Source organism: Amycolatopsis sp., from assembly GCF_035546795.1.
Classification (GTDB): Bacteria; Actinomycetota; Actinomycetes; order Mycobacteriales; family Pseudonocardiaceae; genus Amycolatopsis_E.
This window is the reverse complement of the sequence record NZ_DASZWC010000007.1, coordinates 31,697-44,692: the sequence shown is the minus strand read 5'-3', so window position 1 is coordinate 44,692 and position 12,996 is coordinate 31,697. Positions and strand designations below refer to the sequence as shown.

The 12,996-nt window shown below is 69.0% G+C and carries 11 protein-coding genes; 1 reads left to right on the top strand and 10 read right to left on the bottom strand.

What is annotated here, in order from left to right; translation table 11 throughout:
- Positions 1-14: 14 nt before the first annotated feature.
- Positions 15-1,328 (bottom strand): PLP-dependent aminotransferase family protein, encoded by a 1,314-nt coding sequence (locus tag VHD82_RS07580; protein WP_325698586.1) that lies wholly within the window; start codon positions 1,326-1,328, stop codon positions 15-17.
- Positions 1,329-1,501: 173 nt separating this feature from the next.
- Here VHD82_RS07580 and VHD82_RS07575 point away from each other — a divergent pair, with 173 nt between their 5' ends.
- The gene (locus VHD82_RS07575; protein WP_325698583.1) at positions 1,502-2,149 is read left to right on the top strand and encodes a GNAT family N-acetyltransferase; all 648 of its coding nucleotides are present in this window, start codon (positions 1,502-1,504) and stop codon (positions 2,147-2,149) included.
- A gap of 73 nt (positions 2,150-2,222) precedes the next feature.
- On the opposite strand, the gene VHD82_RS07570 is transcribed toward VHD82_RS07575, so the two are convergent.
- The 9 genes from VHD82_RS07570 to VHD82_RS07530 all read right to left on the bottom strand — a co-directional run bounded on the left by VHD82_RS07570 (position 2,223) and on the right by VHD82_RS07530 (position 12,880).
- A complete protein-coding gene (locus VHD82_RS07570; protein ID WP_325698580.1) occupies positions 2,223-3,368 on the bottom strand; it encodes an N-acetylmuramoyl-L-alanine amidase in 1,146 nt (381 codons plus the stop codon).
- A gap of 208 nt (positions 3,369-3,576) precedes the next feature.
- Positions 3,577-3,903: a thioredoxin gene (trxA, locus tag VHD82_RS07565; protein WP_325698577.1), complete on the bottom strand. Its 327-nt coding sequence runs from the start codon at positions 3,901-3,903 to the stop codon at positions 3,577-3,579.
- A gap of 34 nt (positions 3,904-3,937) precedes the next feature.
- A complete protein-coding gene (gene trxB / locus VHD82_RS07560) occupies positions 3,938-4,927 on the bottom strand; it encodes a thioredoxin-disulfide reductase (protein WP_325698574.1) in 990 nt (329 codons plus the stop codon).
- A gap of 97 nt (positions 4,928-5,024) precedes the next feature.
- Complete coding sequence (locus VHD82_RS07555) at positions 5,025-5,768, bottom strand: hypothetical protein (RefSeq protein WP_325698571.1); 744 nt, start codon at positions 5,766-5,768, stop codon at positions 5,025-5,027.
- Positions 5,765-6,370, bottom strand: coding sequence for an RNA polymerase sigma factor SigM (gene sigM, locus VHD82_RS07550; RefSeq protein WP_325698568.1), 606 nt, complete (start codon positions 6,368-6,370; stop codon positions 5,765-5,767). Before sigM ends, VHD82_RS07555 begins: the two co-directional genes overlap by 4 nt.
- 10 nt (positions 6,371-6,380) lie before the next feature.
- Complete coding sequence (locus tag VHD82_RS07545; protein WP_325698566.1) at positions 6,381-7,985, bottom strand: protein kinase family protein; 1,605 nt, start codon at positions 7,983-7,985, stop codon at positions 6,381-6,383.
- A 79-nt stretch (positions 7,986-8,064) separates the two neighbouring features.
- Complete coding sequence (gene murJ, locus VHD82_RS07540; protein WP_325698563.1) at positions 8,065-9,903, bottom strand: murein biosynthesis integral membrane protein MurJ; 1,839 nt, start codon at positions 9,901-9,903, stop codon at positions 8,065-8,067.
- A 320-nt stretch (positions 9,904-10,223) separates the two neighbouring features.
- The gene (locus VHD82_RS07535) at positions 10,224-12,359 is read right to left on the bottom strand and encodes a hypothetical protein (protein WP_325698559.1); all 2,136 of its coding nucleotides are present in this window, start codon (positions 12,357-12,359) and stop codon (positions 10,224-10,226) included.
- Positions 12,356-12,880, bottom strand: a complete 525-nt coding sequence (locus VHD82_RS07530) for an NUDIX hydrolase (RefSeq protein WP_325698556.1) — start codon at positions 12,878-12,880, stop codon at positions 12,356-12,358. Before VHD82_RS07530 ends, VHD82_RS07535 begins: the two co-directional genes overlap by 4 nt.
- Positions 12,881-12,996: the final 116 nt, after the last annotated feature.

Genomic DNA, 12,996 nt, shown 5'->3' with positions numbered 1-12,996 from the left:
GTCCAATGTGGAATCTAAGCCGTGTCCGGGGACGGATTTTCCGGCCCGGATATGGGTTTCATGCTGACGTTACCGAACGTGCGCACGAGGTCCATTTCGGACTCGAGCACCGCGGCCAGCCGCCGCACGCCCTCCTTGATCCGCTCCGGCGTCGGATAGCAGTACGACAGGCGCATCTGCCTGCTGCCGAATCCGTCAGCGTAGAAGCCTGTCCCGGAGGCGTAGGCGACTCGCGCCGTGACGGCACGGGGCAACATCGCCTTGGTGTCCACGCCCTCGGGCACGGTCACCCACACGTAGAAGCCGCCATCGGGGGTGGTCCAGCTGCAGCCGGGCGGCATGTACTGCTCCAGCGCGCTGATCATCGCGTCCCGGCGCTCGCGGTAGTTCTCCTGGAAGGTCTTGATCTGGCCCTTCCAGTCGTGCGTGCTCAGGTAACGCGACACGATCATCTGGTTGAGCGTCGGCGGGCACAGCGTGGCCGACTCGGCGGCCAGCACGAGCTTCTCCCGCACCGCGTGCGGCGCGAGCACCCAGCCGACCCGCAGCCCCGAGGCGAAGGTCTTGGAGAACGAGCCGAGGTACACCACGTTGTCCGGGTCGATCGAACGCAGCGCCGGATACGTTTGCCCGTCGAAGCCGAGCAGACCGTACGGGTTGTCCTCGACGACGAGCACCCCGTGTTCGCGGCAGATCTCCAAGATCTCCGCGCGGCGCTCGACGGCCAGCGTCACGCCGGCCGGGTTGTGGAAGTTCGGGATCGTGTAGAGGAACTTCACCCGTTGGCCGGCCTTCGCGGCGGCCGACAGAGCTTCACGCAGCGCCTCCGGCACCAGGCCGGCCTCGTCCATCACGACGTGCACGACCTTTGCCTGGTACGCGGCGAACGAACCAAGGGCCCCCACGTAGGAGGGCCCCTCGGCGAGGATGATGTCCCCCGGATCGCAGAACAGTCGGGTGACCATGTCCAGGCCCATCTGGGAGCCGACCGTCACCACAACGTCGTCAGGATGGGCTGAGACGCCCTCCAGCGCCATGATCTCGCAGATCTGCTCTCGCAGTACCGGGACGCCGTGCGCGGAGCCGTACTGGAGCGCTACGAGCCCGTCTTCGGCGATCAGCGCACCGACCTGGGTGGAGAGCGAGTCCAGCGGCAACGCGGCCAGGTTCGGCATGCCCCCGGCCAGCGATACGACCTCGGGCCTGCTCGCCACCGCGAACAGCGCACGGATCTCCGATGCCGTCATCCCCGAGGTACGCGCGGCGTACCGGTCGAGGTGCGGGTCGAGGTTGTGTCGGCCGGTTCTCTCAGGCGGTGAGGCAGTCATCAGCACTTCGCTTGCGTGTCGGGGGTTCCAGTCAATCGAGTGTAACCACCCGTCCTTGTGACCTTCGTGTCCTTTCGGTCGGCGTCACAGCGCCCTATGCTCGGGGACGGTCCAAATGGCTGGTGCGGTATGTCATGCCCGCGTGCAGCCGGGAACGCAATCTGGGAGGTCGGGTGTCGCGTCGCGTCGTAGGCGTCACGCTGGACAACCTGGAGCAGTTGCCGAAGCACTGCCGGCGCTGCGTGTACTGGGAGCTCCCGCCGCACCTGAAGGCGCAGGCGGAGGAGTTCGGGTCCACGGAGGTCGAGAAGGAAGCCTGGGTCTCCAGCGTGCTGCTGGAGTGGGGTTCCTGCGGCCGGCTGATCTACAGCGACACGCTGCCCGTCGGTTTCGTGCTGTACGCCCCGCCGAACGCCGTGCCGAGGGCGCAGGCCTTCCCCTCGTCTCCGCCGAGTGCGGATGCCGTGCTGCTGACCGGTTTCCACGTGCTGCCGGAGTTCCGTGGCGGCGGGCTCGGCCGGATGCTGGTGCAGGCGGTCGCGAAGGACCTCACGCGCCGCGGTGTCCGGGCGATCGAGGCGTTCGGCGACGCGACCTCGAGCGAGGTCGAGAACGAGGCGATGGGACACACCTGCGTGGTCCCGGCCGACTTCCTCTCGGCGGTGGGTTTCAAGACCGTGCGCCCACACCACAAGTGGCCGCGGCTGCGGCTGGAGCTACGTTCCGCGATTTCCTGGAAGGAAGACGTCGAGGCGGCGCTGGAGCGGCTGCTCGGCCAGGTCACCATCACCACGGCCGAGCCGAGCGCGGTGCGCGCCTGAGTTATCCACAGAACTGGGGACAACTCGTCGAGTTATCCCCAGCTGTGTATGGGTGCTTTGGGCCTTTCGCCCCTTATTCGGCCTTGGCCAGCTCGTGGGCGAGCACATCGGCGAACGTGAAGGTGCCGGTGGGCTGGTCACCCTCGCCAAGCAGGTACAGGCGTTTGACGGCCACGAGAATGCCCTCGGCGACCACGTCCCGGAAGGCGGGGTCGGACATCCGCGCCCGGTCGTTGGGATTGCTCAGGTAGCCGATTTCGATCCGCACCGCGGGGCAGCGGGTCAGCCGGAGGATCTCCCACGTCTTGGCGTGCGTCCGGCAGTCCTGCAGCCCGGTCCGCGCCGCCAGCTCACGCTGAATGAAGCCGGCGAGCAGCTCGCCGACGGTCGACGTGGTGCCGTAGCCGTTGCCGAAGTGGAAGGTCGCGACACCCTGCGCGTGCGGCGAGGAGTTCACGTCGCAGTGCAGCGACAGGAACAGGTCCGCGCCCGCGTCGTTGGCGAAGGACGCGCGATCCGCCTCGGTGGGGCCGTAGTCGGGCCCGCGGGAGATCAGCGCCTCCATGCCGGTGGCCTTCATCCGGCCCTCCAGCCGGCGCGCCAGATCCCACACCAGCTCGGCCTCGCGTACGCCGTTGACCACGACGCCGGTATCGGTACCGCCGTGACCGGGGTCGATCACGATCCGCTTACCGCGCAGCCGAGGGCCTGCCTGGCGCACCTGCTCCTGCTCACGCAGGAAAACCGGGCGCCCACCACGGGCCCGCGGCGACAGCTGCCGCAGCGCACGCACCGTTGCCGGGCCACAGATCCCGTCCACGGTCAGGCCGTAGTCGCGCTGGAAGTTCCGCAGCGCCTTCTCCGTGCGCCCGCCGAACATGCCGTCGGGGCGGCCGGCGTCGTAACCGAGCTCGGTGAGCCTGTCCTGCAACGCGAAGACGTCGTCGCCGTGCACCGGCGAGGAGATCAGATACGCGAGCGGCCTGCTGCCGAGGTGGAAGGTCGCCCCGCGCAGCACCTGGTAGGTGGCCGGGCCGACGATGCCGTCGGTGATCAGCCCCCGGCGCTGCTGGAACCCGCGGACGGCACGTTCGACCTCGGGGTCGAAGAGCTCGTGCCCATTGTCCTCCGCAGGATTGCGGAGCAGGCCCTGTGCGACCAGCATCGACCTGATCTCAGCGACGTCTTCTCCGGCGTCACCGCGGCGGAGTACCCGCATGCACTCCTCGCTCTTCCTTGGGCACCGGCGGCGAGATCCGGTGCGGCGCAAACAGTTTCGGGCGACGGACCCGGGCTCTTATTCTGCCTTGCGAAGTTTCCGTATTCGCGCAGGGCCGGTAGGTGCGTCTCGCCCGCGAAATTCGGGCAGCAAGAAACCCGGGGGCCGTCCAGAGAAGACGCCGGCCCCCGGGCTCAGGTTGCCTTGCTCAGGCGAGAACGTCGGAAAGATCCTGCAGCAGCGCGCCCTTCGGCTTGGCGCCGACGATCTGCTTGACCATCTTGCCGCCCTTGAACAGGATCAGCGTCGGGATGGACATGACCTGGTAGTCACGCGCCGTGCCCGGGTTCTCGTCTACGTCGAGCTTCGCGACGGTCAGCTTGTCCCCGTGCTCGGCGGCGATCTCCTCGAGCACCGGCGCGACCATCTTGCACGGACCGCACCAGGTCGCCCAGAAGTCGACGAGCACCGGCTTGTCGCTGGTCAGGACGTCGTCGGCGAACGACTTGTCGGTCACCTTCACGGTGTTGGCCATGGTTTCTCCTTAGTTCCGGCGATTGGGAAGGTAGTCAGTTGGAGGCGCCGTAGCCGCCGCCGACCAGCTCGGGTGCGCTTTCGGCTGCCACCGAGCCGTGCTCGGCCAGCCAGCGCTCGGCGTCGATCGCCGCGGAGCAGCCGGAGCCCGCCGCGGTGATGGCCTGCCGGTAGGTGTGGTCGACGAGGTCACCGGCCGCGAACACGCCTTCGACGTTCGTGTAGGTGGTGCGGCCCTTGGTGAGCACGTAGCCCTCGTCGTCGAGGTCGACCTGGCCGCGCACGAGCTCGCTGCGCGGGTCGTGGCCGATCGCGACGAAGAAGCCCGTCACGTCCAGCGCCTTCTCCTCGCCCGAGTTGACGTCGCGGACCTTCACGCCTTCGACCTTGTTCTCGCCCTGCACCTCGGCGACCTGCGAGTTCAGCTGCCAGCGGATCTTCTCGTTGGCGCGGGCGCGCTCCAGCATGATCTTGGAGGCACGGAACTCCTCGCGGCGGTGGATGACCGTCACCGACTTGGCGAACTTGGTGAGGAACGTGGCCTCCTCCATCGCCGAGTCACCGCCGCCGATCACCGCGATGTCCTGGTCGCGGAAGAAGAACCCGTCGCAGGTCGCACACGACGACACACCGCGGCCGAGCAGCTCCTGCTCACCGGGCACGTGCAGGTACCGGGGCGCGGCACCCATGGCCAGCACGACGGCCTTCGCCGCGTACCGGACACCGTTCGCCGTGACGTACTTGATCTCGCCCAGCAGCTCGACCTCTTCGACGTCCTCCGCGCGCAGCTCGGCGCCGAAGCGCTCCGCCTGCTTGCGCATCTCGTCCATGAGCTCGGGACCCTGGATGCCGTCCCGGAAGCCCGGGTAGTTCTCTACCTCGGTCGTGGTCATCAGCGCGCCACCGAACTGGGAACCCTCGAACACCAAGGGTTCGAGCTGGGCGCGTGCGGCGTACACCGCCGCCGTGTAACCAGCTGGTCCGGACCCTACGATGATCAGGTTCCGAACGTCTTCTGCAGCCACCCGTGACCTCCGCTCGTCTTGACCTGCGTACCAGGCTCAACACGATCGTAGGGTCAGGTGTTCCCAGCGGTGACAGGCGTCGCGGCAGGCACCGGACCTACTTGCCGACCACCTTGTCCAGCAGCGGTTTCGGGCCGCATTGGGGCGACAGCGCGACGAGCCGGAACTCGGCGAGGTGGCCCGTGGTGAGCAGCACCAGCACCGCGGGCTGACCGTCGATCGTGCCCTGCTGGACGCCGATCGGGTCGGCTGTGGGAGCGAAGCCCGCCGCCTGCAGGCAGGTGCTGAGGCCCTGCGCGTTGTCGAGCGGGCCGTAGTCCTTCACGCCGCTGCTGAGCTTGCCGACTGCTGCCTGTGGTTGGTCGCTGCGTATCGCGAGGCCGGGGCTGCTGCCGGACTGCCGGCTGCTCGGCGGCGCGATGGCGACCGGGGAGCCAGTGGTGTCCTGGGAGCTGGGCACGACGATCGCGACGGCGGCCACCGCGGCAGCCGCCACCGCGACCACGCCACTGATCCAGCCGATCCGGCGGTTACGCCTGCGGCGAGCCGCGTCGAGGCTCACCACTGGTGCGACATGCATGGCCTCTTCGGCCAGCGCGGCGTCGATCCTGGCGGCCACGTCGGCGGGCATCGGCGGCGCCGGAGCGCTGCCGAGATTCGCCAGATCCGCCGTGGTCGCTTCGAGGGCTTCGATGATCGCGCGGGCTTCGGGGTCGGCTTGGACCCGGGGCCACAGCTGCTCCGCCGCTGTCTCGTCGAGCACACCCGCATGCAGATCAGCGAGCAGATCGACAGACCAGGGCGGGCCGGCGGCCTCGATCCCCCGACTCTCGTCCGTCATCGTCCCTCCCCAAGGCGTTTGCTTTCGGAAGTTGGGACGTTCGCGATCGCATCAGGGTTCCGCAGGTGACCGAGAACCTTGGCGAGTTTGGCGCGCCCCCGGGCACACCTGCTCTTGACGGTGCCCTCGGCGATGCCCAGCATCTTCGCGGTTTCGCTGACCGAGTAGCCCTCCACGTCGACCAGCACGATCGGCGCCCGCTGCTCTTCCGGCAACTGGGCGAGCGCGTCGCTGATGACCAGCCGCGTCTCCCTGTCGGCCATCGAGTCGCGGGGGGCTGCCGGCTCGTTGAACCCGGTTTCCGGCAACGGCACGGTGGGCCTGGCCTGCTTCCGGCGGACCCGGTCGAGGCAGGCGTTCACCACGATCCGGTGCAGCCAGGTGGTCACCTGGGATTCGGCGCGGAAGTTGCCGGCGGCCCGGAACGCGGAGATGAAGGCGTCTTGCAGCGCGTCGGCCGCTTCCTCCGGGTCGCGCAGCGTACGCAGCGCGACCGCCCACATCCTGTCTCGATGCCGCCGGACCAGTTCACTGAACGCGTGCGGATCCCCCGAGGCGTGTGCCGCGATGAGATCGGCGTCCGTCGGTGCAGCTGCGGTCACCCGGGTGAGACTACTGCGCGGGCAAGAACGTCAGCTCGCCTATCTGTGACTGGTACTTTCCGCCGCTCTTACTCAACTGGGTGATCCACACGATGAAGTACTGACCCTGCTGTGGCTGCGGCAGGGTGATATCGGTGGATTGCCCGTTCAGCGTGGCCGTGCCGAGCACCCGGGTGGATGACAGGTCCGGGTTCTTCGAGTCGGCCGCGCGCAGCTCGACCACGGTGCCGGGGCTGTTCGCCGCGATCGTCACCTTCGCCAGGTTGATCGGCTGGTCGAAGCTCGCGACGATGCCGACGCCCTGCTTGATGGCCGGGAACTGCTGGTTGTACTGGTCCGTGCGCCAGGTGGTGCCCGGATCCCCGTCCACCGTGTTCTTGGCGCGGCTGGTGTTGTCCCCGTCGCCGTCCGGGTTGTAGACCGCGGCGCCTGAGGGGGCGACCGCCGCGCCGATCTGCGCCTGGCCGGACGGCGCCTGGGTGCTCGGCGGCGGCGCCTGCGAGGACGGCGGCGGGGCGACCGTGGTCGTCGGCTGCGCGACGTTGATCGGCGGGCCACCGGAGGTGGGGTCGTTCTGGAAGAAGCTGATGGCCAGCATGCCGAGCCAGGCGAGGATGCCGACCGCGGCGACGACCAGCACCGTGACGCCCAGCGCGAGCTTGCGCCGCCGGGCCCGGTCCTTGACCGGCTTCTTCGTGGTCCAGACCGTGCCGTCGTCGTCTTCGGCCTTCACCCCGGCCGCGGCCTGTGCGTTGATCAGCTGGGTGCGCTCCTCGGCCTCGGCCGCCTGACCGAGCGCCTGCAGGATGGCGGCGCTGGTCCGGATACCGCCGTGGCCACCGTCCTCGATCGTGCGAACGGCCAGCGAAGACAGCTCCTGCGGAACCGCGGGCACGAGCGAACGCGGCGGGACGAGCCTGCCGTTGGGCGCGTGCGGCGCCGCCGGGATCGCGGCAGGACCGCCTGGCAGCGCCCACCGGCCGGTGAGCAGCAGGTACAGCACCGCGCCGATCGCCTTCACGTCGTCGCGCAGCGTTGCATCGGGTAGCGGACCGGGGAACGCCAGCCGGAGCGTGCCGTCGGACGCCATCCGCAGCCGCTGCGGGTGGTCGAGGCCGAGCACCAGGCCGGAATGGTGCGCCTGCTCGACCGCCTCGGCCAGCTTCTGCACCATCCTCGCGGCGGTCAGCGGGGCGACCGGATGTTCGGCGACCAGGTCGATCAGGTCGGTGCCCTTGGTCCATTCGGTGACCACGACACCCAGCAGACCCTCGCTGGAGGTGATCCCGCTGCCGAGGCTGAGCACGTCGAGCACCCGCGCGACGCCGGCGTGCTCGAACTTCGCGGCGTGCGCGGCGCGCTCCAGCGTCCGGCGCGCCATCCGCGCGGACTCCGCGTCCGCCGGGTCGCCGACCAGCAGGGTCAGCGCGACGTCACGGCGCAGCTGACCGTCACGCGCGCGCCAGAGATGGGCACCCGCGCGTTCGTCGATCCCGAACTGGGCCAGCAGGCGGTATCTGCCATCACCAACGACGCTTCCCGGCGCGAGAGTGCCTCCCCGCGCGCGGACGCCCGTCCGGGCAGCACCGGACTGCTCACTCCGCTTCTCGTTCACCCCACGCTCTCTTTCCGCACCTTGCAGACGAGGGTACGTGAACACAGCGCGTCAATCCGAGTTATCCGTGTGTCAATCGTTACCGGCGCTTGACCAAACGGGTGATTCGCTTGGTCGCAGGTGCGAGCTCCTCGACCTTCAATGCGGCGAGTACGCCGAACGACACGGCCAGACCAACGAAACCCTGCAGGATCAACTTGATCCAGGCGGTCGCGCGCACCCCGAAGTCCGGCACGATCGAGCCGAGCAGCACCGCCGCCACCACGCCGAGCGCACTGGCCACGACGGTGAACAGGATGACGCCGAGCACGCGTTTGCTGCGCAGGTTGCCGAGGCTCACCCACAGCCAGACCTGGCCCATGATGGCGCCGACCACGAAGGTCAGCGAGTTCACCATCATCGCGCCGAGCACGATGTTCTGCGGGCTGAGCAGCGCCGAGCACAGGTACAGCAAGGGGATCTTCACGACCGTCATCACGATCATGATCAGCGTCGGCGTGCGCGCGTCCTTCATCGCGTAGAAGACCCGCAGCTGCAGCATGACCAGCGCGTACGGCAGCAGGCCGAACGCCGAGATGGCCAGCGCCTCGCCCAGCCGCTGCGCCTGCAGCCCCGAGTTCGCGCCGCCGCTGAACAGCGCGACACCGATCGAAGAACCGATCACGCTCAGCACGGCGGCGATCGGCACCAGCATCACCGTGGAAATACGCGACGCGTAGGACAGGTCGGCGACCACCTTGCGGGTGTCGCCGTCGGCGGCGTTGCGGCTCAGTCGCGGCATGATCGCGGTCAGCAGCGAAACGCCGATGACGCCGTAGGGCAGCTGGAACAACAGCCAGGCGTTTGAGTAGATCGTGACGCCGCCAGGGTCACCACCGGTCAGCACGCGGGTGTTGATGGTCAGGCCGATCTGGCTCACCGCGACGTAGCCGAGGATCCACAGGGCGAGCCCGCCGAACTCCTTCATCCGCGAGTCCAGGCCCCAGCGCCAGCGGAACTTGAACCCGCTCCTCAGCAGCGGCGGCACCAGCATCACGGCCTGCACCACGATGCCCATCGTGACGCCGATGCCCAGCACCAGCAGCTTCGGCTGGCCCATTTTCACCGGGTCGTAGCTGATCTCGCCCGGCAGCAGCATGAACACCGCGAGCGTCACGATGACAACGATGTTGTTCATCACCGGCGCCCACGCCGTGGGGCCGAAGATGTGTTTCGCGTTCAGGATCGCCGACAACAGCGCGAACACGCCGTAGAAGAAGATCTCGGGCAGCAGCAGCCGGGCGAACGCCGTGGTCAGGTCCGGGCTGGCCTTGCCACCGTGTTCCAGGTACAGCGACGTGATCTCCGGCGCGGCTATCACCGCCACCACCGTGCCCACCAGCAACAGCACCAGGCCGACCGTCAGCATCCGCTGCGTGTACGCCTCGCCGCCGTCCGGATCGTCCTGCGAGCGCACCAGCAACGGCACCACGACACTGCTGAGCACCCCGCCGATCAGCAGTTCGAAAACCTGGTTCGGCAGCGTGTTGCCGATGTTGAAGGAGTCGTTGACCACGCCGACGCCCACGGCCCAGACCAGCATGATCTTCCAGAAGAACCCGGTGATCCGGCTGACCAGCGAGGCGATCGCCATCTTGCCGCTGGACTTGGCCAGCGACGGCTCCGCCGTGGTCGGCTCCACCTTCGGCACGAAGCCGGTGGCATCGAGCCCCGGGCCTTCGCCGAAGGAGGTGATCTCGGCCGGGCTCGCGCTGCTGGGCAGCCGCGGCAGCATCCGGGTGGCCAGCGAGTCGTACGGGCGCATCGAGTCCGGGTCGGCGACCGGCCACTTCGAACTGGCGGGCACCCCACCGATCCGCGGGATGAACATGGTGGCGTCGGGATCGTTCGGGGGCAGCGGCGGCGCGCCGAACGGCATGCTGTCCTGCTGCTCGCGCTCCTGACGCCACGGCCGTACCGGTGGCTTCCGCGGCGGCGGCGGTGGCTGGCGCGGCGGGGGCTGCCTCGGGGGCAGTTGTCCTTGCTGCTGACCGGATTGCCGTCGCGGCGGTGGCTGCCGCCGCTGACCGTTCGGCGGGGGAACCATCCGGCGCCGGGTCGGCTGCTCGGGCGGCGGGACGCGTTCAGGCGGCGGCCGCCGTGAGGCACGCTCGGCGGGACGCTCGGGTGGCCACCCCGGCTCTCTGTCCAAGACGTGCCCAATCTTCGGCGGTCGGCGATACGGTCACCCCAGGGTAATCATGCCTTCCGCCGTGCACTGATCCGGCGATAGATCTGCCGTGCGGAAAGCAACACGAGCGCCGCACCGCCGACGATGATCAGAATCAGCGTGACCACGCCGTATTCGTTCGATCGCAGCTCGAATCGGGCCGGGGTGCCGAGCTGGGTGCCGCCGGGAGTGCTCAACGCCACGATGACGCTGAACTTCCCGGCCCGCAGCGCTTCGGCCGGGATCGAGATGTTGCTGTTGCTGCCGAGCCCGGCGGGCAGCACCCGGTCCGGGATGTCGCCGGTGCGCAGCCCGGTGCTGTTGTCCAGGGTGATCCGGACCGCGATCTGCACCGGCAGCGTGTTGTGCAGGAACACCGGCAGCGGGGCCGAACCCGACGCCAGCGAGATCGGTACCGCCGGGGTGTCGACGGTGACCCGGCCCAGCAAGGAATTCAGCTCGGTGCGGGAGTCGGTGGCCGAGACCTGCGCGGCGTCGCCCGAGCCCTGCCAGGCCGACGAGCAGTTGCGGACCAGCGCGTACCGCAGCGGCAGCAGCACCTGGTCCGGGTCGACCTGCGCGGCCGGGTCCACGGTCATCGCGCTGCGCAGGTCGGTCATCGTGGCCTCGACCGACGCCATCGTCCCGGTGACCGAGGACGGGGTGGCCTTTGTGACGTCCTCCGCGCTGTAGGACATCGTCGCCGAGCCTGCCGCGGACTTGCCGAGCACCTGGGTCAGCGAAACCGGGGTCAGCAGGTCGCGGTCGACCAGCTCGCCGTAGGACTGCAGCAGCTGGGTGAGCTCGGCGGTCGGCACCGACCAGCGGCGGGGCGGTGCGACCAGCACCGATTCCCCGGAACTGCTGCCGGTCATCGCGCGGTACGCGAGCGCCGCGACGCCGTTCTGCGCGCCGATCGCCGGGTCGTCGGGCGGGGTGGACGCGGCGGAGTCCGAGCGGTTCGCCGCGCCGACGAGCCCGGTCGACACGAGCGAGTCCACCGGCTCGGCGCGCAGCGACGTGCCCTTGATGGTGGTTCCGCCGGTGAGGTCGCCGGAGAGCTCGGCCGGGTCGGTGATCAGCGTCTTGACCCCGGCGTTGCCGAGTTCGTCGAGCGCCGTCGAGTTCTGCGGGCCGTCCGCCCAGAGCACCCCGGGCAGCGGCTGCACCCCGGTGACCTGCTGGACGCGCTGCGCGGTGTTGAGTGCGTACGCCATCAGATCACCGCCGCGGACGCTCGCGAGCGCGGACAGATCGGCGTCGGCGTACGGCATCTGCACGACGCACTGCCCGGCGAGCAACTCTCGCAACTGCGCCAGCCACGTCTTCGCGGCTTCGGCGCCCGAGCCGGCCACGTTGCCGTTGGCGGTGCGGACTTCGTATCCGCGGCTCATCGCGTCGACGGTGTCAAGCAGGTCGGGATCCACGGCGTAGCAAAGGGATTTCGACAGCGCCGCGTTGTCGCGCGCCGCGAGCGCCGACGAGACCAGCGCGTCGAGGCGGCCGCCGGGGCGCAGTTCCGTCGCCAGCACGTCGTCGCCGAGCACAGTCGTCCCGCCGTACGGCGCGGCCACAACCCGCGGCCGGGTGTCGGCGATCGGCCACAACATCGTCACCTGTGACGTCTTGGCCGGGGCCTGGCCCGCTGTCTTGCCGGGGGCGCTGAGCACCGGCAGCAGCAGGTTCAGCGACGCGAGCCGGGCCTGGCCGCCGTAGTCCGGGGTGCCGTTCACGTTGACCAGCAAGGGATAGATGCCCGGGGCGGCGATTCGGAGGTTGCCCGCCGACCCGTCGAGCAGCACGGTGATGTTGAGCTGGCCGGTCTGCCCCGGCTCCAGCGTGCCCGGGTCGATGTCGAGGAACTTGCTGTTGTACGCCGCGTTCGCCGCGGTGCCGGACATCGCGCTGCGGATCTGCTTCTCGCTGCTCAGCTTGTCGCCGAGATCGAGGCGCACCTGCAGATCGCTGATCCGCCGGTCGCCGATGTTGGTCACCGTGCCGGTGATGTTCAGCGTGGTCGACGTGGAGGTGATCACCCGCGGGTTCATCTGCGAGACGTCGAGCCGCAACCGGGGGGTGTCCGTGATCGGCTGGGCTGCCGAGGCGAACGGGGCGGTCAGGACGGTGAAGAGCACAACCAGCGCGGCAGCGGCGAACCGCTTCACTCGGTGACTCCTTCGGTAGCCGGCTTTTCGTCCTCGAACAGCTCGCGGGCCTTGCGGACCAGTGCGCGTTCGTCGGTGTAGGCGAGTTTGGCCTCGACCTCCGCGATCGGCACCCAGGCCACCTCGGTGACCTCGACGTCCTCGTCGGAAAGCTCGCCGCCGACCGCTTCCAGCAGGAAATGATGCACCGTCTTGTGCACGCGTCGTCGTTCGGCCACGAACCAGTAGTCGATGGTGCCGAGCGGCGTCAACACGCGGGCCGAGATGCCCGTTTCCTCCTTGACTTCGCGGATGGCCGTCTGCTCCGTGGTCTCGCCGTCCTCGATGTGCCCCTTCGGCAGGGACCAGAGCAGTTTGCCGTGCCGGTCGAGGCGGCCGATCAGGACCGCCTCGGTGCGATCGCCATCGACGACCAGCCCGCCGGCCGAGGTCTCGTCGACCGTGGTCATCCGCCTGCCGCGGCGGCGACGCGACCGGCGTCGCGGCTTGCCCCCGCCGGAGCGACCGGTCGATCCAGACATGCTGCGATGCTAGTGCTTGCGACAGCCAAGTGGTTACAAACGCGTAGTTGCTCCTTCACTTTAGGTGGATCGGTAGGCTGGTTTCTCGTGTCTTGTCCGGATGAGTGGACCCTGCG

What these genes read in the sequence shown, in the direction of transcription:
- trxA (WP_325698577.1), bottom strand. Translation starts at nt 3,903, where the DNA reads ATGGCCAACACCGTGAAGGTGACCGACAAGTCGTTCGCCGACGACGTC.
- VHD82_RS07570 (WP_325698580.1), bottom strand. Translation starts at nt 3,368, where the DNA reads ATGCGGGTACTCCGCCGCGGTGACGCCGGAGAAGACGTCGCTGAGATC.
- VHD82_RS07555 (WP_325698571.1), bottom strand. Translation starts at nt 5,768, where the DNA reads ATGACGGACGAGAGTCGGGGGATCGAGGCCGCCGGCCCGCCCTGGTCT.
- murJ (WP_325698563.1), bottom strand. Translation starts at nt 9,903, where the DNA reads ATGCCGTTCGGCGCGCCGCCGCTGCCCCCGAACGATCCCGACGCCACC.
- VHD82_RS07580 (WP_325698586.1), bottom strand. Translation starts at nt 1,328, where the DNA reads ATGACTGCCTCACCGCCTGAGAGAACCGGCCGACACAACCTCGACCCG.
- VHD82_RS07530 (WP_325698556.1), bottom strand. Translation starts at nt 12,880, where the DNA reads ATGTCTGGATCGACCGGTCGCTCCGGCGGGGGCAAGCCGCGACGCCGG.